The organism is Streptomyces sp. SID14515 (assembly GCF_010548505.1).
Taxonomy (GTDB): Bacteria; Actinomycetota; Actinomycetes; order Streptomycetales; family Streptomycetaceae; genus Streptomyces; species Streptomyces caviscabies.
The window spans coordinates 1-22781 of record NZ_JAAGMH010000101.1; the positions used below are offsets into that span (position 1 = coordinate 1).

General features: G+C 71.6%; 22 protein-coding genes, 1 tRNA gene and 1 pseudogene. 15 read left to right on the top strand and 9 right to left on the bottom strand.

The window, feature by feature from the left end; genetic code table 11:
• The 6 genes from G3I54_RS22570 to G3I54_RS22595 all read left to right on the top strand — a co-directional run.
• Positions 1–382, top strand: a 382-nt coding sequence (locus tag G3I54_RS22570) for an ABC transporter permease subunit (protein ID WP_164616695.1), incomplete at its 5' end; no start/stop codon positions are given.
• Complete coding sequence (locus G3I54_RS22575; RefSeq protein WP_343240393.1) at positions 379–1740, top strand: MFS transporter; 1362 nt, start codon at positions 379–381, stop codon at positions 1738–1740. The genes G3I54_RS22570 and G3I54_RS22575, both read left to right, overlap by 4 nt.
• Before the next feature lie 46 nt (positions 1741–1786).
• Positions 1787–2191 (top strand): PPOX class F420-dependent oxidoreductase, encoded by a 405-nt coding sequence (locus G3I54_RS22580; protein WP_164616696.1) that lies wholly within the window; start codon positions 1787–1789, stop codon positions 2189–2191.
• 167 nt (positions 2192–2358) lie between these two features.
• Positions 2359–3759 (top strand): cysteine--tRNA ligase, encoded by a 1401-nt coding sequence (gene cysS / locus G3I54_RS22585; protein ID WP_164616697.1) that lies wholly within the window; start codon positions 2359–2361, stop codon positions 3757–3759.
• 98 nt (positions 3760–3857) lie between these two features.
• Positions 3858–4814, top strand: a complete 957-nt coding sequence (rlmB, locus tag G3I54_RS22590) for a 23S rRNA (guanosine(2251)-2'-O)-methyltransferase RlmB (protein WP_164616698.1) — start codon at positions 3858–3860, stop codon at positions 4812–4814.
• Positions 4815–5138: 324 nt separating this feature from the next.
• Positions 5139–6770, top strand: coding sequence for a DoxX family membrane protein (locus G3I54_RS22595; protein WP_239144511.1), 1632 nt, complete (start codon positions 5139–5141; stop codon positions 6768–6770).
• Between the two features lie 170 nt (positions 6771–6940).
• Here G3I54_RS22595 and G3I54_RS22600 read toward each other — a convergent pair whose 3' ends face one another.
• From G3I54_RS22600 to G3I54_RS39670, 6 genes are all read right to left on the bottom strand, one after another.
• Positions 6941–7657 (bottom strand): nucleotidyltransferase family protein, encoded by a 717-nt coding sequence (locus G3I54_RS22600; RefSeq protein WP_164616699.1) that lies wholly within the window; start codon positions 7655–7657, stop codon positions 6941–6943.
• A 63-nt stretch (positions 7658–7720) separates the two neighbouring features.
• On the bottom strand, positions 7721–8134 hold the full coding sequence (locus G3I54_RS22605) for a hypothetical protein (protein WP_103508076.1): 414 nt from the start codon (positions 8132–8134) through the stop codon (positions 7721–7723).
• A 232-nt stretch (positions 8135–8366) separates the two neighbouring features.
• Positions 8367–9503, bottom strand: coding sequence for a sn-glycerol-3-phosphate ABC transporter ATP-binding protein UgpC (gene ugpC / locus G3I54_RS22610; protein WP_164616700.1), 1137 nt, complete (start codon positions 9501–9503; stop codon positions 8367–8369).
• Positions 9504–9840: 337 nt separating this feature from the next.
• Complete coding sequence (locus G3I54_RS39660) at positions 9841–10185, bottom strand: transposase (RefSeq protein ID WP_343240399.1); 345 nt, start codon at positions 10183–10185, stop codon at positions 9841–9843.
• The gene (locus tag G3I54_RS39665) at positions 10182–10397 is read right to left on the bottom strand and encodes a transposase (protein WP_239144515.1); all 216 of its coding nucleotides are present in this window, start codon (positions 10395–10397) and stop codon (positions 10182–10184) included. Before G3I54_RS39665 ends, G3I54_RS39660 begins: the two co-directional genes overlap by 4 nt.
• A 30-nt stretch (positions 10398–10427) precedes the next feature.
• Entirely contained in the window at positions 10428–11246 is an 819-nt protein-coding gene (locus G3I54_RS39670; RefSeq protein WP_343240394.1) for a transposase, read from the bottom strand.
• A gap of 151 nt (positions 11247–11397) precedes the next feature.
• Here G3I54_RS39670 and G3I54_RS22620 point away from each other — a divergent pair.
• A tRNA-Thr gene (locus G3I54_RS22620) sits at positions 11398–11473 on the top strand.
• A 138-nt stretch (positions 11474–11611) separates the two neighbouring features.
• Positions 11612–12637 carry a helix-turn-helix domain-containing protein gene (locus G3I54_RS22625; RefSeq protein ID WP_164616701.1) on the top strand — a complete coding sequence of 342 codons (1026 nt, stop codon included), beginning with the start codon at positions 11612–11614 and terminating at the stop codon, positions 12635–12637.
• Between the two features lie 122 nt (positions 12638–12759).
• Here the strand turns inward: G3I54_RS22625 and G3I54_RS39675 are convergent.
• Both G3I54_RS39675 and G3I54_RS22635 read right to left on the bottom strand, forming a co-directional pair.
• Positions 12760–13477 (bottom strand): annotated as a pseudogene (locus G3I54_RS39675) (FHA domain-containing protein); the annotation flags it as partial.
• A gap of 64 nt (positions 13478–13541) precedes the next feature.
• Positions 13542–13862 carry a hypothetical protein gene (locus tag G3I54_RS22635; RefSeq protein WP_164616703.1) on the bottom strand — a complete coding sequence of 107 codons (321 nt, stop codon included), beginning with the start codon at positions 13860–13862 and terminating at the stop codon, positions 13542–13544.
• Between the two features lie 333 nt (positions 13863–14195).
• Here G3I54_RS22635 and G3I54_RS22640 point away from each other — a divergent pair, with 333 nt between their 5' ends.
• The 6 genes from G3I54_RS22640 (at position 14196) to G3I54_RS22665 (ending at position 20566) form a co-directional block, all read left to right on the top strand.
• Complete coding sequence (locus tag G3I54_RS22640; protein ID WP_164616704.1) at positions 14196–14723, top strand: toxin-antitoxin system HicB family antitoxin; 528 nt, start codon at positions 14196–14198, stop codon at positions 14721–14723.
• A 191-nt stretch (positions 14724–14914) separates the two neighbouring features.
• Positions 14915–15805 (top strand): DUF4097 family beta strand repeat-containing protein, encoded by an 891-nt coding sequence (locus G3I54_RS22645; RefSeq protein ID WP_164616705.1) that lies wholly within the window; start codon positions 14915–14917, stop codon positions 15803–15805.
• A 101-nt stretch (positions 15806–15906) separates the two neighbouring features.
• On the top strand, positions 15907–16914 hold the full coding sequence (locus G3I54_RS22650) for an ATP-binding cassette domain-containing protein (protein WP_164616706.1): 1008 nt from the start codon (positions 15907–15909) through the stop codon (positions 16912–16914).
• Complete coding sequence (locus G3I54_RS22655; RefSeq protein WP_164616707.1) at positions 16911–17702, top strand: ABC transporter permease; 792 nt, start codon at positions 16911–16913, stop codon at positions 17700–17702. Before G3I54_RS22650 ends, G3I54_RS22655 begins: the two co-directional genes overlap by 4 nt.
• Positions 17703–17971: 269 nt before the next feature.
• Entirely contained in the window at positions 17972–18886 is a 915-nt protein-coding gene (locus tag G3I54_RS22660) for a diiron oxygenase (protein ID WP_164616708.1), read from the top strand.
• 9 nt (positions 18887–18895) lie between these two features.
• On the top strand, positions 18896–20566 hold the full coding sequence (locus G3I54_RS22665) for an FAD-dependent oxidoreductase (protein ID WP_164616709.1): 1671 nt from the start codon (positions 18896–18898) through the stop codon (positions 20564–20566).
• A gap of 121 nt (positions 20567–20687) precedes the next feature.
• On the opposite strand, the gene G3I54_RS22670 is transcribed toward G3I54_RS22665, so the two are convergent.
• Positions 20688–22166, bottom strand: coding sequence for an MFS transporter (locus G3I54_RS22670; protein ID WP_164616710.1), 1479 nt, complete (start codon positions 22164–22166; stop codon positions 20688–20690).
• A gap of 166 nt (positions 22167–22332) precedes the next feature.
• Here G3I54_RS22670 and G3I54_RS22675 point away from each other — a divergent pair, with 166 nt between their 5' ends.
• Positions 22333–22779 carry a MarR family transcriptional regulator gene (locus G3I54_RS22675; RefSeq protein ID WP_164616711.1) on the top strand — a complete coding sequence of 149 codons (447 nt, stop codon included), beginning with the start codon at positions 22333–22335 and terminating at the stop codon, positions 22777–22779.
• The last annotated feature ends 2 nt before the right edge of the window (positions 22780–22781 follow it).

Genomic DNA, 22781 nt, shown 5'->3' on the forward strand with positions numbered 1-22781 from the left:
GGCCCCGCTCGCCGCGCACACCGCCGCGCTGTACGCCCAGGAGAAGGCGGCCCCGCACCTCGCCGCCGCCGTCGCGCTCGGCGCGGACCGGGCCCACCTGCTGCGCCGCCACGTCCTGCCCGGCGTCCTGCCACCGGTCGCCCGCCACGCCCTGCTCCGCGTCCCCGCCATCGCGCTCGCCCTGGCCTCCCTCGGCTTCCTCGGCCTCGGCACGCAGGCGCCCGCGCCGGAGTGGGGCCGGATGCTGTCGGAGAACATGCCGTACGCGGAACGCGCCCCGTGGGCCGTCCTCGCCCCCGCCGCCGCGCTCGCCGTCCTCGGCGCACTGGCCGTCCTCACCTCGGCCGCTGTGCGTGGGCGCACCCCGGCGGGCCTGAAGTGAACCGGCCCGAGTCCGCGCCGGTGCCCGCGCCCGCACTCGGGTCTGCGCCCGCGCCCGGCGATGCGCCCGCCGAGAGCCGCCGGTTCCGGCCCCGCCTCGCGAGCGCGCCCACCCCCTACCTCCGGCTCCTCACCGCCACCCAGTTCGCCTTCAACATCGGCTTCTACGCCGTCCTGCCCTACCTGGCCACCCACCTCGGCAGCGGTCTCGGCATGGCGGGCTGGCTCGTCGGACTCGTCCTCGGGCTGCGCACCTTCAGCCAGCAGGGCCTGTTCGTCGTCGGCGGCGCGCTCACCGACCGGTACGGCCCGCGCCCGGTCGTGCTGACGGGCTGCGCCCTGCGGATCGCCGGGTTCGGCTGGCTCGCCCTAGCCGGATCCACGGCCACCGTCATCGGTGCCGTCCTCCTCATCGGCTTCGCCGCCGCCCTGTTCTCCCCGGCCGTCGAGTCCGAGGCCGCCCGCGAGGCCGTCCGGCACGAACGGGACACCGGCGCCCCGCGCGCCCACGTCCTCGCCCTGTTCTCCGCCGCCGGACAGGCCGGAGCGTTCCTCGGGCCGCTGCTCGGCTCGCTGCTCCTGCTCCTGGGCGGTGGCTTCCGGGCCGCCTGCCTCGCCGGAGCCCTCGTCTTCGTCGCCGTACTGACCGGGCACGCCCGCCTGATGCCGCGCGCCGACCCCGTACGGGAGCGGAAGCGGGCACCGGCCCCGGACGGCGTCACCCGTACGGCTCAACCGGTGCGGTCGTCCCGGCGCGCGGTCTTCGCCAACCGCCCCTTCCTGCTGCTCTGCCTCACGTACTCCACCTACCTCGTCGCCTACAACCAGCTCTACCTCTCGCTGCCCGTCGAGGTGGAGCGCGCCACCGGGTCACAGGCCGCGCTCGGCTGGCTCTTCGCGCTCTCCTCGCTGCTGGTCGTCGTCGCCCAGCTGCCGCTGACCCGCTTCTCCGCCCGCCGGATCGCCCCGCGCACCGCGCTCGTCACCGGCCTCGTGATCGTCGCCACCGGCTTCGCCGCCGTACCGCTCACGCCTGCGGGCCCCGGCGGCCTGCTGCCCGGCGCCGCGCTCGTCGTCCTGCTCACCCTGGGCCAGATGCTGCTGGTCCCGGCCGCCCGGGGCCTGGTGCCGGACCTGGTCGAGGACCGGCACCTGGGGCTGGCCACCGGAGCGCTGTCCTCCGTCTCCGGGATCGCCGTCCTCGGCGGCAGCGCGGCGACCGGCGCACTGCTGGAGGCGCCCGCGCCCGTACGGTGGGCGGCGCTCGCGGCGGTCCCGCTGGCGGGGGCGGCGCTGGCGTTCACCCTTCCGGCGGGACGCGGCGGGAAGGATCAGGGAACGCGCACGGTTACGGGGTAGAAGCATCGGACCCATCGCCCCGCAGGCACTCAGGAGGACGTACGCCATGACCGCCGCACTCTCCACCGAGCTCAAGAACCTGCTCGACACCCCCGTGTTCGTCAACATCGCCACCATCCAGCCCGACGGCAGCCCCCAGGTCTCACCGGTCTGGGTCAAGCGCGACGGCGACGACGTCCTGATCTCCACCACCGTCGGCCGCCGCAAGGAGAAGAACCTCCGCCGCGACCCGCGCGTCACCGTCGTCGTCCAGCCCTTCGACGCCCCGTACAGCTACGCCGAGATCCGCGGCGAGGCGACGCTGACGACGGACGGCGGGCAGGAACTGATCGACGAGCTCTCGGTGAAGTACACCGGCAAGCCGTACGCGGAGTTCAACCCGAACTCCGGCTCCGACGACCCCCGCGTGGTCGTCCGCATCTCCGCGCGCAAGGTCGTCGGCAGCATCTGAGGCCTGCCCGGGCCCGGAGAGCGCCCCGCGCACACCGGAAACGCAAGCCGGAAACGCACGCCGGAAAACGCTCTCCGGGCCGCTTCGGACCATCCCGGTATCAGAAAGTTGTCCCCGCGATCCCCAAGGGTCGCGGGGCACTGGTGCGGGCCTACTACCCTTGAGACGTGACTATTCGCCTGCACGACACCAGCGCCCGGCAGATCCGTGACTTCGTCCCGCTCACAGCGGGCTGTGTCTCGATCTACCTCTGTGGCGCTACCGTCCAGGCGGCGCCGCACATCGGCCACATCCGCTCGGGCCTGAACTTCGACATCATGCGCCGCTGGTTCACCTACCGCGGCTACGACGTCACGTTCATCCGGAACGTCACCGACATCGACGACAAGATCATCGCGAAGTCCGCCGAACAGGGCCGCCCCTGGTGGTCGATCGGCTACGAGAACGAGCGCGCGTTCAACGACGGCTACGACGTGCTCGGCTGCCTGCCGCCCACCTACGAGCCCCGCGCCACCGGCCACATCCCCGAGATGATCGAGATGATGACCGGCCTGATCGAGCGCGGTCACGCCTACGAGGCCGACGGCAACGTCTACTTCGACGTGCGCTCCCTGCCCAGCTATCTGGAGCTCTCCAACCAGGAGCTGGACGATCTGCGCCAGCCCTCCGGCGAGGGCGAGACCGGCAAGCGCGACCAGCGCGACTTCGCCATGTGGAAGGCCGCGAAACCGGGCGAGCCCAGCTGGGAGACGCCGTGGGGCCGCGGCCGGCCCGGCTGGCACCTGGAGTGCTCCGCGATGGCCCACAAGTACCTGGGCTCCGCCTTCGACATCCACGGCGGCGGCATCGACCTGATCTTCCCGCACCACGAGAACGAGATCGCCCAGGCCAAGGCGTACGGCGACGAGTTCGCCAAGTACTGGGTGCACAACGGCTGGGTCACCATGTCCGGCGAGAAGATGTCGAAGTCGCTGGGCAACTCCGTCCTCGTCAGCGAGATGGTCAAGCACTGGCGCCCGATCGTCCTGCGCTACTACCTCGGCACCCCGCACTACCGGTCGATGATCGAGTACAGCGAGGAGGCCCTGCGCGAGGCCGAGTCCGCGTTCGCGCGGATCGAGGGCTTCGTCCAGCGCGTCACCGAGAAGGTCGGGGAGGTCGTCGCCCCCGCCGCCGAGGTGCCGCCCGCCTTCGCCGAGGCGATGGACGAGGACCTCGGCGTACCGCAGGCGCTGGCGATCATCCACACCACCGTCCGCCAGGGCAACAGCGCGCTCGCCGCCGACGACAAGGAAGCCGCCGCCGCCCGCCTCGCCGAGGTCCGGGCCATGCTCGGCGTCCTCGGCCTGGACCCGCTCGACCCGCACTGGGCGGGCGAGGGCGACCGGGGCGAGGACCTGCACGGTGTCGTCGACACCCTCGTCCGCCTCGTCCTCGACCAGCGGCAGTCGGCCCGTACGCGCAAGGACTGGGCCGCCGCCGACGCCATCCGCGACCAGCTCAACCAGTCCGGCCTCGTCATCGAGGACAGCCCCACCGGCCCCCGGTGGACGCTGGGACCGCGCTGAGCACCCGCTCCGAGCAGTGAGATTGTGCCGCCCGGCGATCCGGGCGGCACACTTTCCTTATACGTACGTACGTCTGAAAGCAACGAAACAGGTAGATCATGGCCGGGAACAGCCAACGCAGGAACCGCCGCACGTCCAACAAGAAGGGCATGCAGGTCGGCAGCGGTGGCCAGCGACGCCGTGGTCTCGAAGGCAAGGGACCGACGCCGCCCGCCTCCGCCCGTAAGGGACACAAGAAGAACCGGATCGCCGGGGCCCAGGCCAAGCAGGCCGCGGCCCGCCGCCCCGCGCCCCGACGCGGCGGCGTCAAGGGCACCTCGGAGATGGTCGTCGGCCGCAACCCGGTCTACGAGGCCCTGCGCGACGGCGTGCCCGCGACCACGCTGTACGTCCAGCAGTACATCGACAACGACGAGCGCGTCCGCGACGCCCTCAAGCTCGCGGGCGAGCGCGGCAACATCAACCTGATGGAGGCCCCGCGCCCCGAGCTGGACCGGATGACGAACGGCCTGAACCACCAGGGCCTCGTCCTCCAGGTCCCGCCGTACGAGTACGCGCACCCGGAGGACCTCACCGCCGCCGCGTACGACAACAACGAGGACCCGCTGATCGTCGCCCTCGACGGGGTGACCGACCCGCGCAACCTCGGCGCGATCGTCCGCTCGGTCTCCGCGTTCGGCGGCCACGGCGTGGTCGTCCCCGAGCGCCGCGCGGCCGGCATGACCGCCGGAGCGTGGAAGTCCTCCGCCGGCACGGCGGCCCGCACGCCCGTCTCCCGGGTCACCAACCTCACCCGCGCGCTGGAGGGCTACCAGAAGGCGGGCCTCACGGTCGTCGGCCTGGCCGCCGACGGCGAGCACACGGTGGAGGACCTGGAGGAGCTGGCCGGTCCGGTCGTCATCGTCATCGGCAGCGAGGGCAAGGGCCTCGGCCGTCTCGTCGGCGAGACCTGCGACTACCGGGTGCGGATCTCGATGCCCGGCGGCGCGGAGTCGCTCAACGCCGGTGTCGCCGCCGGCATCGTGCTGTACGAGGTGGCGCGCCGCCGCGGATAGCCGTACGGCTCCGCACGGCTATCCGCGGCTCCGCACGGCTATCCGCGGCTCCACGCAGCTCCGCGGCTCCACGCAGCTCCACGCGGCTTCACGGCCCCGGCGGATCGATCGCCGGGGCCGCGGTGTGTGCGCGGCGTGCGCGCGGGGGTGTGCGCGGCCCGGTGCGCCGGTGGTGCGCGCCGACAACCGGCGCGTGTGCCGGGCGAGTTGACGCGCGAACGCCGAACAAAGTTCCAGGATGCCCGAGTTTGGCCTGATCTTGACGGGTCTCGGACACATCCGGTGCGGTCAAGGCAGTGTCCTAAACACACATCACTCGGTTAGATGAGTGTGGACACCAGAACGCCTCGGTTCGACGAGCAACCCGCCCTGAGCATGACCAAGGTGGACAGCGACCCCGCGCAGGTCATCGTCAACCACGCCAGCTTCCGGGTGCAGCTCGCCCCGGGCCAGCGCGCACGGCTGCGCGGTGCCCCCGCGGAAACGGCCCGCATCCCCGCCATGAGCGGCGCCGGCGGAGGCCGCAGGCGGGCGCCCGTCGTCTGGAGCGGGAAGTCCGCTCCCGGCGACCCCGGCGCGACAGGCCTCCTCCAGGCCGTGCGCAACTCCACCGCCGGACACCTCGACGCCGGACTCGGCGGGGCCTCCGGAGACGGGCACGGAGCGGGCGCGACACAGGTCATCCCGCTCCTGGAGGAGACGCAGCCCAACCCCGTGATGACCGCGCCCCACCAGCCGGGACGCACCGGACCGCTGCTGCCGCCCATGCGGCAGGCCGTCGGCGCGTACGACGACCCGGTCGACGGGCCCGACGGCCCCGGCCGCCCCGACGGCATCGACGACGACTACGACGAGGCCGAGGACCCCCGCGCCCGGCGGGGCGCGGGCGACCCCGTCCGGCACGCCTACTACCCCGGCCACCGGATGAACCTGGGCGTCGTCCTGCTCCCCATGCGGGTGCTCCTCGGCTTCATCGCCATCTACGCCGGCATGGGCAAGCTGTGCGACCCCGTCTACTTCGACGGCGGCGAGCGCGGCTCGATGGTCAAGTGGCTGACCTCCCTGCACCCGTGGGCGCTGGCCGAGCCGCTGCGCGACTTCGCGCTCTCCCACCCGGTCGGCGCCGGACTGACCGTCGCCTTCCTTCAGGTCGTGGTCGGCGTGCTCACCGTCCTCGGCCTCTGGCAGCGGGTCGCCGCCGCGTTCGGCGCGCTGCTCTCCGCCGCCCTGCTGGTCACGGTCAGCTGGCGCACGGTCGCGGTGTACGACGCCCCCGACATCATCCTGCTCGCCGCCTGGAGCCCGCTGATCATCGCCGGTGCTCCGGTCTACTCCGTGGACGGCCGGCTGGCCGGCGAAGCCTGGCGCAAGCTCGGCCCGCGCTCGGAGATCTGGGACCTGCGCCGCCGGGTCCTGCGCCGGGGCACCGTCGTCGCCACGGTCGTCGTCGGCCTCACCCTGCTCATCGGCTCCATCCTCGGCGGCGCGGTCCGCTCCACCGAGGTCGTCACCGTCCCCGGCCGCAACGACAACCCCACCAACCGCCTTCCCGGCATGCCGCTGCCCCAGGAGTCCACCGGCGAACGCCAGGCCTCCCGTACGCCGGAGCAGCAGCGCCGCCCGGAGCCCACCCGCTCCGGTGCGGCCACCACGCCCGCCACCGGCCAGGTCACGCCGGGCGCGACCCGCGACTCCGGCGGCCAGAGCACCGGTTCGGGCACCCAGCCCAGCGAGACGCAGGGCACCGGCCAGGAACCCCCGCAGCAGTCCACCCCGCAGCAGCCCCCGGCCGCCACCAGCGCCGGACCCACCGCCTCCGGCTCCACCGGCGGCGACGCCTCCTCCGGCGGCGGCGAACCGGCGCCCACCGGCGGCTCGACCTCCTCCGGCGGCGAGGGCTCGACCTCGGGCGGCGGCGGAGGAGGCCGGAACCCGATCGGCGGCCTGCTCGGCTGACCGCTGCGACCGGCAGCACGCAGGGCGGCGCCCACCCGGACGGAACGACCGGGTGGGCGCCGCCCTGTGCGTACGGGTACCTGTGTGTACGGGCTCTGCGCGTGCGGGTACCTGTTCCGGGACGGGCTCTGCGCGTGCCGGTATCTGTCAGGCGGTGTGCGCGGTATCTGTCAGGCGGTGTGCGAGCCGAGCTCGCGGGCCGCCTCGGTCAGGTCCTTGGCGGTGTCGATGGCCCGCCAGTACGCCCCGTTCGGCAGCGGATACCCGGCGAGCCGACGCTCACGGGCGAGGCGCGGGAACGTGGTCCGCTCGTGGTCGCCCCGGTCCGGCAGCAGCTTCGTGAACGCGGGCGAGAACACGTACACGCCGGCGTTGATCAGATACGGCGACGGCGGCGACTCGATGAAGTCGGTGATGTGCCCGAACGCGTCCGTCTCCACGGCGCCCCAAGGGATCCGGGGCCGGGCGAGGGCGAGAGTGGCGGTGGCGTCGCGCTCCGCGTGGAAGGCGGCCATCTCACGCAGGGAGAAGCGCGTCCAGATGTCGCCGTTGGTGGCGTACCAGGGCTGCTCCGGATCGGGCAGCCGCCCGGCCGCGTACTTCAGCCCGCCGCCGCGCCCCAGCGGCTCGGTCTCCACGACGGTGGTGACCCGGAGCGGCAGCACGGCCGCCTCCAGCCACTCCTGGAGCACCTCGGCGAGATGCCCGCAGGAGACCACGGCGTCGGTGACTCCTTCGGCGGCCAGCCAGGACAGCTGATGGCCGATGATCGGAGTCCCGGTTCCGGGGATCTCGACCATCGGCTTGGGGCGGTCGTCGGTGTACGGCCGCAGCCGCGACCCCTGGCCACCGGCAAGGATCACGGCCTGCGTCGGATACGTATGCATGGCAGGCACGATATGCGGTGCCCGCCATCGGAAGGCGGTGCTCGGCGCGAGCGCCTGCCGGGCTCAGCTGAACTGCGCGACGCCGGAGGCGAACGAGGTGTCGCAGACGGGCCGGGAGAAGCGGTGTGCACGGGTCGGGCCGTACTGCTCGACGGCCGCCTTGCCGAGCGCCTTCGCGATCGACATGCAGTGGCGGGCGAGCGAGGGGCGCTGCTCCACGGCGCGCTGGAGGCCCGTGAGCGCGGTGCCAGGGTCCTTCTCCTGAAGCTCCACGAGCAGCTTCTCGCGCAGGACGTCCTGCGGTGCGTGCGGCTTCGCGGGCTTGGACACGGTCTCCGAGGAGGCGGCCAGCAGCTGGGAGTCGCTGTCCGAGTCCGCCCACTGGACGCTGGTGACCGCGAGGGTCCCGGACAGAACCATGACGACGGGCAGGACGAGAGCGAGGGATCGGCCGATGCGGCGCGCGGTATGGGTCACGCAGCGAGCGTAGCGGCCAGTGATGACTTGGCGACATTTCGTCACCCTCTCGGGGGATGGTTCGACGCGCCCTTTCGAATACGAGGTTGACGAACCGAGGTGAAATGCCCTGTGTGCCGGGGTATTTGACACCGCCCGGCACCGAAACCCAAACCCGCCGGGACCACGCAAACGGCCCCGCACCCCTGGTCGTTGCCAGAGATGCGGGGCCGTGCGTACGGCGGGCGGCGGGTCAGTTGGTGAGACGCTCGCCGGTGGAGGTCGCGAAGACGTGCAGCTCGTCCGGGCGCGGCACGACGTGCAGCTCGGTGCCCTTCTCCGGGACGGCGCGGCCGCCGACGCGGACGACCAGGTCCTTGTGCTCCCCGGCCACCTGTGCGGCACCGTAGACGAAGCCGTCGGCGCCGAGCTCCTCGACGACGTTGACGGAGACGGCGAGACCGGCCGGCGCGTCCGAGGTGTCCTTGGTCAGCGACTTCGCGGCGGCGCCACCGTGCTCGACGATGTCGAAGTGCTCGGGGCGGATGCCGACCGTGACGGTGGTGTCACCGCGGTCCGCGGCGGCGGAGAGCGCCTCGCGGGAGACCGGGACGACGCTGTTGCCGAACTTCACGCCGCCGTCGGTGATCGGGACCTCGACGAGGTTCATCGCGGGGGAGCCGATGAAGCCGGCGACGAAGAGGTTCGCGGGGCGGTCGTACATGTTGCGCGGCGAGTCGACCTGCTGGAGCAGCCCGTCCTTCAGCACCGCGACCCGGTCGCCCATGGTGAGGGCCTCGACCTGGTCGTGGGTGACGTACACGGTGGTGATGCCGAGGCGGCGCTGCAGCGAGGCGATCTGCGTACGGGTGGAGACACGGAGCTTGGCGTCGAGGTTCGACAGCGGCTCGTCCATGAGGAAGACCTGCGGCTCACGCACGATGGCCCGGCCCATCGCCACACGCTGACGCTGACCACCGGAGAGCGCCTTCGGCTTGCGGTCCAGGTAGTCGGTGAGGTCCAGCATCTTGGCGGCCTCTTCGACCTTCGCCCGGATCTCGGTCTTGTTCACACCGGCGATCTTGAGCGCGAAGCCCATGTTGTCCGCGACGGACATGTGCGGGTAGAGCGCGTAGTTCTGGAACACCATGGCGATGTCCCGGTCCTTCGGCGGCAGGTGCGTGACGTCGCGGTCACCGATGCGGATCGCGCCGCCGTTGACGTCCTCGAGACCCGCGAGCATGCGCAGGGAGGTCGACTTGCCACAACCGGAAGGACCGACGAGGACGAGGAACTCACCGTCCGCGATGTCGATCTCGAGCTGGTCCACGGCCGGCTTCGTGGAGCCGGGGTAGACGCGGGACGCCTTGTCGAACGTGACACTGGCCATGCTGAATCTTCTCCTCAACCGGCAGGAACGTGCCGGACGATCCGAGTAGGGAGTGGTCTGGTCCACAGACGCGAACCTGCCGTGACGCTACCTGGCGTTCATGTGTCCTGTCAGTACCTCTTGGGTCACGAAAACGCCTAACAGCCCATGGAGGGATGGCAAGAGCACCGCCCTTTTGACCCGCCCCCTTTACTCGGGAACTTCCTGCTTCGGCACCCACTGCCGTCCGGATACCACCCTGAGGGCGACACCCAGCCGGTCTTACACGGACTCCACAGGCATCACGGCCGACGGCCCGTCGGTCCGACACGCACTGTCTTGTGTATCCCTGATCCGCCTACGCCATCAGCACTGCATCCGGCATCTCGGACGCCCTGATCACCGAGGGCATGGCGCGCCCGGGTGGCAGAGCGGACGCCACCAGCCTGTACAACCGCATCCCCTCGTCCCGCAGGTTCCGCGCCGCGTTCACATCCCGGTCGTGCACCGCACCGCATCCGTCACAGGACCAGCCGCGCACGGACAGATCCAGCTTCGGCCCCGTCGCCCCGCATGCGGAACACCGCCGCGTCGAAGGAAAGAACCGGTCCACGACGACCAGCGTCCGTCCGTACCACGCGCACTTGTACTGCAACTGCCGCAGCAGCGTGCCCCACGAGGCATCCAGGATCGCCCGGTTCAGCCCCGCCTTTCGCCGACGGCCCTTCCCTTTCGCGACCGTACGAGGGAGGCGACGGCCAGGTCTTCCACCACGAGCACTTGGTTCTCGCGCACGAGGCGGGTGGTGAGCTGGTCCAACGCGTCCCTGCGGACGTCACCGATCAGGGCGTACAACCGGGCGATCTCCTGCCGCGCCTTCTCTCTGTTCCTCGATCCCCACTTCTTGCGGTGCAGGCTTCGCTGGAGATCCGCGAGCCTCGCCCCCTACTTCTTGAGCAGCCGGGGATGGTCCACCTCCTCGCCGTCGTCCAGCGTGACCAGCGCCGCCAGCCCGAGGTCCAGACCGACCGCCTTGGGCGCACCGCCATCCTGCAGAAACACCGGCGGCAGCGGCTCGATCCGCTCCTCCACCAGCACGGAGACGAAGAAGCGCCCAGCCCGGTCACGGCTCACGGTCAGCTTCACCGGCCGCTCGCCTGCCGGAAGCGGCCGGGACCAGCGGATACGCAGAGGCCCGGACTGCTTGGCCAATGCGATCAGCCCCGTACCGGGCCGATCCGGGTCCTCCACCCAGCGGAAGCCCGTACGGACATAGGTCGCGGAGTCACGGGAACGGCCCTTCCTCTTACGCTTCGGCTGTCTTCCCGAGCCCTTGAAGAACCGCCCGAACGCGGCGTCGAGATGGCGGAGTGCCTGCTGGAGAACCGTCGAGGAGACCTCCTGCAGCCACCGCGACTCCTCGGCATTCCGCCAGCCCGTGAGAGCCCGGCAGGACTCGGCGAACCCGAGCGCCACCCGGTGCTCGCGCCAGGCCTTGTCCCGCAGGGCGAGGCCCTCGTTGTAGGTCCAGCGGCAGGCGCCGAAGGTCTTGATCAGTTGTTCGGCCTGGGCGGTGGTGGGGTAGCAGCGGTACCGGTAGACACGCTGGCGGGCGTCGGCCTCCGGTGTTCTCCGCTGCATCGGCACGGCCACCCGCTGCTGATGCTTGATGCGGTCGGGAACGCCCAGCGCCTCGCGCTTGACGCGCTTGGCCTCCGCGCCGGTGACGCGGATCGGCTTTCCCCTCCCTGCGGCCTCGACCACAGCCCCTCCCCTGTCCGATATTCGGATGGCACTGCAGTGCGTTCAACGAACAGGTGAGTGGGAGGTTACGGCCGTCCGATATGCCTGTCCGTGGAGGAGCGGGGCTGTGTACAGTTGTGACGTCTTTACGCGTGTCTTTGGCACGCGTGCTGCCTCCTTAGCTCAGTCCGGCCCAGAGCGGCTGTCTTGTAAACAGCAGGTCGTCGGTTCGAATCCGACAGGGGGCTCAGCGTGAAGCCCAGGTCGGACGACATCTGACCTGGGCTTCTTTGTTGCGGGCGGTGCATGCCCGTTTATTCCTCGTTTATCGGGTCCTCATCGCGGTGCCCCAGGCTCGCACTGAGCCGACTCCATGGGGGAACCACATGCTCCGCATCCACTTCGACGACGCGGATCTGGCCAGGACCCGACTCGCCCCCGCACCCGACCCCCTGTTCGAGGTCGCCGCGAGCATGCACCGGCTGCAGTCCAGCCGGGGGCGCTGGGCGCATGCCGGGTGGTATCGGACGGCGCGGCGGGAGCTGCGGGAGAAGGGGCTGGAGCGGGCGCTGCGGAGTGTGCTGCTGCCCATGTACCCCAGGGCCGCTTACTTCCCGGACTTTCTTACGCCGTCCACCGGGGTGGACGGCCTGGCGGCGGGGCTGGAGACGCTCCTGGCCACGCCCCGGGAGCGGGTCGCGGAGGAGATCGCTCTCTTCGACCGGCTCATCGGGGCGCCCGAGTGGGCCGGGCGGCTCGCCGAGCTCGAAGCGCGCCGGGAGTTCGTCGGGGTACTGCGCGCGTACTACGCCACCGTCGTCGTCCCTCAGCAGGAGCGCATCCAGGCCCGGATCGAAGCCGAGCGGGCGGTGCGTGGCCGTGGTCTTCTGCACGGTGGGGTGGAGGGGATGCTTGCCGGGCTCGGGCCCATGCTGCGCTGGCGTGCGCCCGTCCTGGAGGTCGCGTATCCCCGGCAGACGGAGGACCGGGATCTGTATCTGAACGGGCGTGGGCTCACTCTCGTACCGTCGTATTTCAACTGGGGCGAGCCCGTCGCGTTCGCCGATCCGGGGCTGCCGCCGGTGCTCTGGTACTCGTTGCTGCACGAGCCCGCGGCCCGTCTCCTGCGGGCCGAGGACCCCGAGCGGTCGCTGGCCGATCTGCTCGGGCGGGCCCGGGCGGTCGCCCTGCGGGTGGCGGCCGGTGGTGCCACCACGGGGGAGATCGCCCGTGCGGCCGGGGTTTCGGCGTCCGCCGCCAGTCGGCATGCCACCGTGCTGCGTGACGCGGGGCTCATCACGACCACCCGCAACGGGCCCGCTGTTCTGCATACGCTCACTCCCACCGGTGCGTCCGTCCTGCGCGCCGCCCAGGCCCGGGCGGGCGAGGACACCGCGGACGCGCCGCGCTGAGCCGAGGCGCTTGGTGTCGTCTCCGGGGCCGGCCACCGTTCTTCGGGTGGTGCCCCCGGTCCGTTGTGGCGGGGGCGAAGAACGGTGGCGGCCGGAATCGTCGGGGAGCGCGGGGTGTGATGCGCGGCCAGTACGACGAGGTCGTCCTCGCGTACCAGGTCGAACCGCAGGGCGAGGGAGACCAGGGTGTCCTTCTTGCCGTTGGTGCGCCGGCCGGGTTCGGCGGCTTCCGGGCCCGGCCGGACCCGCAGTTTCAGGGCGAGGTAGTCGATGTTCCAGTAGACGGCGGAGCGGCTGACCGTCGGCCATGCCGGGCGCAGTCGCCGTACGAGTTGGTCGACGGCGGGGGTCGGGGCGTGCGGTTCGCCGCGCAGGCGGGGCTCGCACAGGGCGGCCAGGACGGCGAAGCAGCGCTTGGTCCGGTCGAGCGTGAAGGCGGGTGCGGTCGCGGAGCCCGGGAGTTCGCGGGCTTCGGCGCCGGCGAAGATCTGGCGCGGCGCCCATACGTCGAAGGTCAGCAGGTCGCCCGCCGCGGGCAGGACGACGCGGGAGAACTCGAACGCCACGGGTGCGTCGACCCGGCCGGGGGGCGACCTTGATGTGCTCGCCCGCGCCTTCCGGGTTCTCCACCACGTAGGTCTGGCCGGCGCTGCGGTTGGTCAGGGGCCAGAAGTCGCGCTCTGCGGAGATCTCCCCGGCGATCCGGTGGACGCCTTCGTGGGCGATGGTGAGGCCGCCGGGTGTCTCGCGTCGGCCGAAGGCCAGACTCTCACCGGAGGCGATCCTGATCCGGCCGTCCGGGCGCGCGCATGCCGGAGGTACGACGATGACGCTGTACATGGACTTGTCCCCTCGTCAAGCCATGAGGGCCACCCTCCCCCGGTCGTGGTGGTGCTGGGCGTCCTCAGGTGCGGGTCGGGGCGCCGATGGTCAGTTCCACCTCGTCCTCCTTCTGTGTGAACTGCTTGATGTTCCAGGTGCTGTCGTCGATGGGGGTGCCGGCCGCGGTGGTGTAGGCGGCGACCGTGAGGGTCGGGCCTGTCGGGGGCTCGGTGCGGAGTTCTGCCGCGGTGGCCGTTCCGTCGGCGAAGCGCAGGTATACGTCGATCGGCTCCGGGGCCGCCGCGAAGGCCTCCGGGTGCGGGAGGCCCTGGACGCGGCAGCGTGCGCCCGGGAACAGGTGGGTGTGGGTGCAGAGGGCCTGGTGGGCGTCGGGGTGGGGCATGCGGGGCCTCTCCGTGGTGGTGCTCGGGCTGGGCGGGTGTCGTGCCGTGCGTGTGGGGCGGGTGTCGTGCCGTGCGTCGTGCCGTGTGTGTGGGGCGTGGCGCTTGGCGTCAGTACATCCGGGTTCGGCGGAGGGGTGGGTGTGCCACGCGGCGGCGTGCGTGCGCCGGTTGGTGCCATGTGGCATCGATGTGGTGCCAGTGTTGGCTGTGCGAGGCGCTTCTTCGGTGCCAATTCGGCGTTGGTGGTGAGGTTCTTGCAGGTCGGCGGCGTTTCTGAGGGGGCTGCGCCAAAGTGGCTCGACGTGGTGCCATTCGTGTGCCATCATGGCGTCATGGACCTCACCCCCTACGTCGACAATCTCCGGCGGGAACTCGCCGTCGCCGCGGAAGCCGGTGGCGACGAAGCCCGGGCCCTCGCCGAGCGGCTCAGCGCCCCGCTGGAGTCCGCCGCCCGGCTGACCCTGCTCAATGTGCTCTCCGCGGCCATGGGCGAGGTCACCCGGGAGCTGGCGCCCGGTTCGGTCGATGTGCGGCTGCGCGGGCTCGATCCGGAGTTCGTGGTGACGTCGCCGCCCGCGCCCGAGCCGGTGCGGGAGGCGCAGGAGGCGGTCGCGGTTCCCGTTGCGGCCGTCCCGCCGACGGCGGAAGCCGACGACGGGACCATGGTGCGGATCAACCTCCGCCTCCCGGCCCATCTCAAGGCGCGCGCCGAGAGCGCCGCGGCGGCGGAGGGCCTGTCGGTCAACGCCTGGCTCGTGCGCGCCGTGTCCGTCTCCCTCGACGGCGGTGGGCTCGCGAGCGCACCGGGGCGCGGCAAGGACGCGGGCGGTCGCGGCGGCTTCACCGGCTGGGTCCGCTAGCACCGGGAGCTGTCGGCTTCACTTCACCGGCTGGGTCCGCCGTCGCCGGGGCCTGCTCGGAACCACTTCACCGGCGGATCGCCGATCCCGCCGGCGTCACCGATCACGCGTCACTCGTCAGTCATCAGTCTTCACTCGTCACTGATCACCCATCACTTACCGGGCCACCGAGCCAAGAGAACGGGACCGTCATGCCTTCTTTCGATACCCCTGAGCCGATCTCCGCCGTCATCGAGCTGGACGCCGGCACCGCCCGGATCACCGCCGGCAAGCGCACCGACACCGTCGTCGAGGTGCTGCCGGGCAACGGATCCGACGAGGACGACGTACGCACCGTGCAGCAGACCCAGGTCTCCTGCACGGGCGGCCGTCTCACCGTCAGGACCCCGAAGAAGCGCTCCCTGTTCGGGAAGCCGGGCACCGTCGTGGTCAGTGTCGAACTGCCCGCCGGGTCCGATGTACGCGGCACCACCGCCCTGGGCGGCTTCTTCTGCGAAGGCCCCCTCGGGGAAGTGAAGCTCACGACCTCGCTCGGCGACCTTCAGGTGGACGAGGCGGCCCGCGCCGAGCTCAGGACCGATCACGGCGACATCCGGCTGGAACGCTCCACCGGGGACGCCGAAGTCGTCGGCTCCGGCCGGATCGAGGTCGGCGCGGTCGCCGGGGCGGCGGTCGTCAAGAACAGCAACGGTACGACCGGGATCGACGAGGTCGGTGGTGAGCTGAAGGTCAACGCGGCCAACGGCGACATCTCCGTGGGCGTCGCGCACGGCGACGTCGTCGCCAAGTCCGCCAACGGGCGGATCGAGATCGGCGTCGCCCGTGCCGGGGTCGACGCGACCTCCTCCAACGGCCGCATCCGGGTCGGCGATGTGACCCGCGGCCGCATCGCTCTGCGCACCTCCGTCGGCGACCTCGAAGTGGGCATCCACGAGGGCACCGCCGCCTGGCTCGACCTGAACCCCAAGTTCGGCACCGTACGCAACGCGCTCGGCGCCGCCGCCGGTCCCGAGGACTCCGACGAGACCGTCGAGGTGCACGCCCGGAGCGGGGCCGGCGACATCATCGTCCGCCGCGCCTGACCACGCCCGCGCCTGATCGCGCCCACACCCGACCCAGCCCATCCCCCGTCCACACCCGACCCCGCCCACGCCCGACCCACCGCTCGCGAAAGGGAACCAGCATGACTGTCATCCGGACCTCCGCGCCGCCCGCCGGCCGGGCCGCGACGCAGGCGATCACCGCCACCGGGCTGCGTAAGTCCTACGGCGACAAGCTCGTGCTCGACGGCATCGACCTGTCGGTGCCCGAGGGCACCGTCTTCTCCCTGCTCGGCCCCAACGGCGCGGGCAAGACCACCGCCGTCAGGATTCTGTCGACTCTCGTCACCGCCGACGCCGGCGAACTGCGGGTCGGTGGACACGATGTCGCCGCCGATCCGCAGGCCGTACGGGCCGCGATCGGCGTCACCGGGCAGTTCTCCGCCGTCGACGGGCTGATCACCGGTGAGGAGAACATGCTGCTGATGGCGGACCTGCACCATCTGCCCCGGCGCGAGGGGCGGCGGGTCGCCGCCGAGCTGCTGGAGCGCTTCGACCTCGTGGAGGCGGCGAAGAAGCCGGCCGCGGGCTATTCCGGCGGGATGAAGCGCCGCCTCGACATCGCCATGACGCTGGTCGGCTCGCCGCGGATCATCTTCCTCGACGAGCCGACCACGGGTCTGGACCCGCGGTCCCGTCACACCATGTGGGGGATCATCCGCGAGCTGGTCGCGGGCGGTGTCACCGTCTTCCTCACCACCCAGTACCTGGAAGAGGCCGACGAGTTGGCCGACCGTATCGCCGTGCTCAACGACGGGAGGATCGCCGCCGAGGGCACCGCGGAGGAGCTGAAGCGGATCGTTCCCGGCGGGCACGTCCGGCTCCGCTTCACCGACCCGGACGCCTACCGGTCCGCGGCCTCGGCCCTGCGCGAGGCCGCGCGCGAGGACCAGGCGCTGGCGTTGCGCCTTCCCAGCGACGGCAGTCAGCGTGAACTGCGCTCGATCCTCGACTGGTTGGACTCGGCCGGGATCGAGGCCGACGAGCTGACCGTCCACACCCCCGACCTCGACGACGTGTTCTTCGCGCTGACCGGCTCCGGCTCCGGCGCGTCCGCCCGTACCGACCAGTCGAAGGAGGCTGTCCGATGAGCTCGCTCGCCCTCGCCGTCCGTGACTCCACCACCATGTTGCGCCGCAACCTGCTGCACGCCCGGCGCTACCCCTCCCTCACCCTGAACCTGCTGCTCACACCTGTCATGCTCCTGCTGCTTTTCGTCTATGTCTTCGGCGATGTGATGAGCGCGGGCATCGGCGGCGGGGGCGCCGACCGCGCCGCCTACATCGCCTACATCGTGCCGGGCCTGCTGCTGATGACCGTCGGTTCCACCGTGGTCGGGACCGCCGTCTCGGTCTCCAACGACATGACCGAGGGCATCATGGCCCGCTTCCGCACCCTGGCGATCCACCGCGGCTCCGTGCTCGTCGGGCATGTCGTCGGCAGTGTGCTGCAGAGCGTGCTGAGCGTGATCCTGGTGGGCGCCGTCGCCGTGGCCATCGGCTTCCGGTCCGTGGACGCCACGGTCGTGGAGTGGCTGGCGGCGTTCGGGCTGCTGGTGCTCTTCGCCACCGCCCTCACCTGGATCGCCGTCGGCATGGGGCTGATCAGCCCGAACGCCGAGGCCGCCAGCAACAACGCCCTGCCGATGATCCTGCTGCCGCTGCTGTCCAGCGCCTTCATCCCGGTGGAGACGATGCCGGGCTGGTTCCGGCCGATCGCCGAGTACCAGCCGTTCACGCCCGCCATCGAGACCCTGCGCGGCCTGCTGCTCGGCAGCGGGATCGGCCACAACGGCTGGCTCGCCGTGGCGTGGAGCCTGGGGCTCGTGGTGCTCGGCTATCTCTGGGCGACCTCGAAGTTCGGCCAGGATCCGCGGTAGTCCGCTCGAAGTGCCTCAGCGGGCTGAGGAGATGCGGTGAGGGCCCGGGCCGATTTCTACCGAGGGGTAGGCGGCCCGGGATCCTTGTTATACCTTGCGTCTAACAAGCGGGTGGAGTGCTCGGGCGGCGGTGCGGGCCGTCGCCCCCGGCTCCGGACGGCCCGTCGCAGCACGGCTGTCGGCGTACGCGCATCACCACGCGGTACGCACCTGTACGCAGACAACCGCCACGATCAAGGATCACCGCACTCGACCCAAGGAGCCGCAGCATGGCCGGCAGCACCGTTCCGTCGAAGGTCCAGGAAAATCCCGAGGGCGACGACGTCGCGCGTCGGCTGCTCGACTCGGCCGCGCAGCTGGCGTACGACCCGGCCACCGAGGTGGACTGGGAGACGCCGCTGGACAAGGAGTTCCACGGCGCGAGCCCGGAGTGGTGCAGCCTCTACGGCACCGCGTACTGGGGCGAGTTGACCGAGGCTCAGCGCAAGGAGCTGACCCGGCAGGAGGCGGCCTCGGTCGCCAGCACCGGGATCTGGTTCGAGATGATCCTCCAGCAGATGGTGCTGCGCGACATCTACATGAAGAACCCGGCGGGCGCGGAGTTCCAGTGGGCGCTCACCGAGATAGCCGAGGAGTGCCGCCACTCGATCATGTTCGCGCGCGGCGCGCAGAAGCTCGGCGCGCCCCACTACCGTCCGCGCCGCGCGGTGATGGAGCTGGGCAGGGCCTTCAAGACGCTGGCGTTCGGCGAGGCGGCGTACGCGGCGATCCTGGTGGCCGAGGAAGTCCTCGACGTGATGCAGCGGGACTGGATGCGCGACGAGCGGGTCGTGCCGTTCGTCCGCACCATCAACAACATCCATGTGGTCGAGGAGTCCCGGCACATGAAGTTCGCCCGGGACGAGACCCTCAAGCGCCTGGAGGGCGCGGGGTGGGCGCGGCGGCAGATCAACGCGTTCGTCGTCGCCGTCGCCTCGTACTTCATCGTGACCAGCATGGTGAACCCGGAGGTCTACCGGAAGGCCGGTCTCGACAAGCGCCGGGCGCTGGCCGCCGCGAAGAGCAACGCGCACCACAAGTCGATGATGCGGTCGAGCTGTTCGGGGCTGATGGACTTCCTGGCCTCCGCCCGGCTGCTCACCAAGCCCGCCCTCGCGTTCTACAAGCGCGCGAACCTGATCTGAGCCGGGGCCATGACCTACGCCATCACCCAGACCTGCTGCAACGACGCCACCTGTGTGGCCGTGTGCCCGGTCAACTGCATCCACCCGACGCCGGAGGAACGTGCCTTCGGCTCCACGGAGATGCTCCACATCGATCCCCGGGCGTGCATCGACTGCGGCGCCTGCGCGGACGCCTGCCCGGTGGACGCGATCTTCCCGGTGGACGCGCTGTCCGCCGGGCAGCGGGAGTACGTGGACATCAACGCCGCCTATTACGAGGGCGAGGAGCGGCCTTCGGCCGGGGACGAGGTCGACGGGCCCAACTTCCATGTCTGGGGCGAGCCGGTCTTCGAGCGCAGTCTGCCGTCCGACTTCGGGCCGCTGCGGGTGGCCGTGGTCGGCACCGGTCCCGCCGGGATGTACGCGGCGCAGGATCTGCTGCTGCACACCGCCGCCGAGGTCACCCTGATCGACCGGCTGCCGGTGGCCGGCGGGCTCGTCCGGTACGGGGTGGCCCCCGACCACCCCGCGACCAAGAAGGTCGGCGACACCTTCTCCCGCTTCCACTCCCACCCCCGGGTCCGGATGCACCTGGGCATCGAGGTGGGCAGGGACGTCACCGCCGAGGAGCTGTCCGCCCATCACGACGCGGTGATCTACGCGGTCGGGGCCTCCGCGGACCGGCGGCTCGGGGTGCCGGGGGAGGAGCTGCCCGGGTGCCTGTCGGCGACCTCGTTCGTCGCCTGGTACAACGCCCATCCGGAGGCCGTCGCGCAGGGCGTCGATCTCTCGGCCGAGCGGGTCGTCGTGGTGGGCAACGGCAACGTCGCCCTGGACGTCGCCCGGATCCTGGTCGCTGACCCGGAGGCGCTCGCGGGCACTGACATCGCGGCCCACGCACTGGAGGCCCTGCGGGCGAGCCGGGTCCGGGAGGTGGTGGTGCTGGGGCGGCGGGGTCCGGAGGACGCCGCGTACACCCGCTCCGAACTCCTCGCGCTGAAGCATCTGCCGGGTGTGGAGCTGGTCGTGGACGACCACGATCCGCGTACGGGGGCGGCGATCGACGCGGCCGGGGCGGGCGACCGGGCCGGGGTGCTGCGGGGGCTGCCCCGGGTCCGGACGGACGCCGCGTCTGAGGGGGCGGGGGTCGGCCGGCGCATCGTGCTCCGCTTCCACTCCGAGCCGGTGGAGATCCTGGGCGACGGCGGGGTGCGTGCCGTACGCGTCACCGACGGCGGTGGCGCGGGCGCGGTGGACCTGGGCGCCGGGCTGTTGCTGCGGGCCATCGGCTACCGGGGGCTGCCGGTCCCCGGGCTGCCGTTCGACGAGGCCTCGGGCACCGTCCCGCACGAGGGCGGCCGGGTCGCCGGGCTGCCCGGCAGCTATGTGGTCGGCTGGATCAAGCGGGGGCCGTCCGGCGGGATCGGCGCCAACCGCACCTGCGCGGCGGAGACGGTCGGCACGCTCCTGGCCGACGCGGTCGCCGGGACGCTGCCCGCCCCGACGGGCGACGCCAAGGCCTTCCGGCGCCTGGCCCGGCAGCGCAACCGCCGGGTCGTGGACGCCCGCGGCCTGGCCGCGATCGACCGTGCCGAACGGGACCGGGGGCGGCGCGACGGGCGGCCCAGGGTGAAGCTCGCCACCGTCGAGGAGCTGGTCGCCACGGCGAGGTCCGGGCGACTGCTGCGGCTGGGCCGCTGACGTACGCCCGTATCGGCGCCGTACGCACGAAACGCGGTCCGGGGCCCGGGGCCCGGCGGTTCACCCCGCCGGACCCCGGACCCCGGACCGCAGTCCGTATTCGTACTTGTACGCGTACCGCTCAGGCCTTCGTCTGCGAAACCTCCGACGCTTCCCGCGTCCCCGCCGGTCCGGTCGCGGCGGCGGGCGGAAGGAGCGCGGTCGCCGGGCGTACGGGGATGAGGGCGGCGACGACCGCCGCCGCGAGGCCCACTCCGCAGCCGATCAGCATCGCGACGCGGAAGCCGTCCTGGGAGGCCAGGGCGAAGCCGCCGAAGTCCGTGGTCATCCGGGCCAGGACCACGCCGATCACCGCCGCCGCGAAGGACGTGCCGATCGAGCGCATCAGGGAGTTGAAGCTGTTCGCCGACGCGGTCTCGGACTGCGGCACCGCGCCCATGATGAGCGCGGGCATCGCCCCGTACGCGAAGCCGACGCCGGAGTTGCAGACGAGGGTGACGACCAGCAGGCTCCACGGCGAGTCCGCGCCGATCAGCGGTACGGACAGGCCGTAGCCGGCCGCGATGAGCAGGCTGCCGACGGCCAGGGTGACCTTCGGGCCCTTGGCGGCGGACAGCTTCGCGCCGACCGGGGACATCGCCATCATCATCAGGCCCGCCGGGGCCATCCACAGGCCCATCGCGAGCATCGACTGCCCCAGGCCGTAGCCGGTGGCCTCGGGCAGCTGGAGCAGCTGGGGCACGACGAGGGACTGGGCGTACATCGCGAAGCCGACCAGGATCGAGGCGGTGTTCGTCATCAGGACCTGGGGGCGGGCGGTGACGCGCAGGTCGACCAGCGGTTCGCTCAGGCGCAGTTCCCACCAGCCCCAGGCGGGCAGCAGCACCAGTACGGCGGCGAAGAGTGTGAGCGTCGTCGCGCTGCCCCAGCCCCAGTCGGCGCCCTTGGAGACGGCGAGCAGCAGGCAGATCAGGGCTGCGCCGAGGCCGACGGCCCCGAGCAGGTCGAAGCTTCCGGACCTGGTGGCCGGGCGGTCCCCGGGGACCAGGGCCAGGATCAGCGCGCCGACCGCCAGGGCCAGCACGGCGACCACCCAGAACAGCACCCGCCAGCTGGTGTTCTCCGCGATGGCGGCGGCGAACGGCAGGCCCAGCGCGCCGCCGACGCCCATCGAGGCGCTCATGATCGCGATGGACGGGCCGAGCTTCTCGGCCGGTACGACATCGCGCAGCAGGCTGATGCCGAGCGGGACGACGCCCATGCCCAGGCCCTGGAGTCCGCGCCCGGCGATCATCGGGACCACCGACGAGGACAGGGCGCAGACCACCGAGCCGAGGACCAGAGGGACGAGCGAGAGCAGCAGCATGCGCCGCTTGCCGTACATGTCGCCGAGCCGGCCGGCGACGGGCGTGGCCACGGCGGCGGCCAGCAGGGTGGCGGTGATGACCCAGGAGGCGTTCGAGGCGGAGGTGTCGAACAGCTTCGGCAGCTCCGCGATCAGCGGCACCACCAGGGTCTGGGTGAGCGCCGCCACGATGCCGGCGAAGGCCAGGATGCCGACCACGCCTCCCGGGCGGGCTGCGGGGGGTGAACTCTCCACGGGTACTGCTCCCTCTTGCCCTTCCGGGCGGTCCTTGCCCTTCCGGGCGAGTCGGCCGATGTGCCTTCGGTGTTCGACTATGCAAGATACATGGAATGTGCATCATGCATAACAGATGCATAATGCACATCTATCGTGATAGTCCTGTTCGACGAAGGAAGAGCGCGTGGACAAGCCCATCGACCGGATCGAGCGCGAGACCATGCTGCTCGGCCGGTACATGCATCTGCTGACCCCGCGCGTGGAGTGGCGGCTCGACCGCAGCGCCTACATTCTGCTGAGCCGGATCCAGGTCGAGGGCCCGATGTCCATCAGCCAGCTCAGCGAGGCCTTCGGCCTGGACGCCTCCACGCTCAACCGGCAGACCGCCGCGATGCTGCGGGCCGGGGTCGTCGAGCGCATCCCGGACCCCGACGGCGGCATCGCCCGCAAGTTCGCCATCACCGACGAGGGCGAACGCCGCCTCGACAACGACCGGACCAGGAATCTGGCGGGCCTCGCGAAGGTCCTCGCGGACTGGACGCCGGAGGAAGCCGAACAGCTCGCCTCCTCCCTCAGCCGGCTGAACCTCTCCATCGAACGCCTCGACGGACGGCCCTGGCCCCGCGACTGATC

Coding starts and splice junctions, on each gene's coding strand:
- G3I54_RS22580 (WP_164616696.1), top strand. CDS start 1,787: ATGACCGCCGCACTCTCCACCGAGCTCAAGAACCTGCTCGACACCCCC.
- rlmB (WP_164616698.1), top strand. CDS start 3,858: ATGGCCGGGAACAGCCAACGCAGGAACCGCCGCACGTCCAACAAGAAG.
- G3I54_RS22595 (WP_239144511.1), top strand. CDS start 5,139: ATGAGTGTGGACACCAGAACGCCTCGGTTCGACGAGCAACCCGCCCTG.
- G3I54_RS22600 (WP_164616699.1), bottom strand. CDS start 7,657: ATGCATACGTATCCGACGCAGGCCGTGATCCTTGCCGGTGGCCAGGGG.
- ugpC (WP_164616700.1), bottom strand. CDS start 9,503: ATGGCCAGTGTCACGTTCGACAAGGCGTCCCGCGTCTACCCCGGCTCC.
- G3I54_RS22625 (WP_164616701.1), top strand. CDS start 11,612: ATGCTCCGCATCCACTTCGACGACGCGGATCTGGCCAGGACCCGACTC.
- G3I54_RS22635 (WP_164616703.1), bottom strand. CDS start 13,862: ATGCCCCACCCCGACGCCCACCAGGCCCTCTGCACCCACACCCACCTG.
- G3I54_RS22640 (WP_164616704.1), top strand. CDS start 14,196: ATGGACCTCACCCCCTACGTCGACAATCTCCGGCGGGAACTCGCCGTC.
- G3I54_RS22645 (WP_164616705.1), top strand. CDS start 14,915: ATGCCTTCTTTCGATACCCCTGAGCCGATCTCCGCCGTCATCGAGCTG.
- G3I54_RS22650 (WP_164616706.1), top strand. CDS start 15,907: ATGACTGTCATCCGGACCTCCGCGCCGCCCGCCGGCCGGGCCGCGACG.
- G3I54_RS22655 (WP_164616707.1), top strand. CDS start 16,911: ATGAGCTCGCTCGCCCTCGCCGTCCGTGACTCCACCACCATGTTGCGC.
- G3I54_RS22660 (WP_164616708.1), top strand. CDS start 17,972: ATGGCCGGCAGCACCGTTCCGTCGAAGGTCCAGGAAAATCCCGAGGGC.
- G3I54_RS22665 (WP_164616709.1), top strand. CDS start 18,896: ATGACCTACGCCATCACCCAGACCTGCTGCAACGACGCCACCTGTGTG.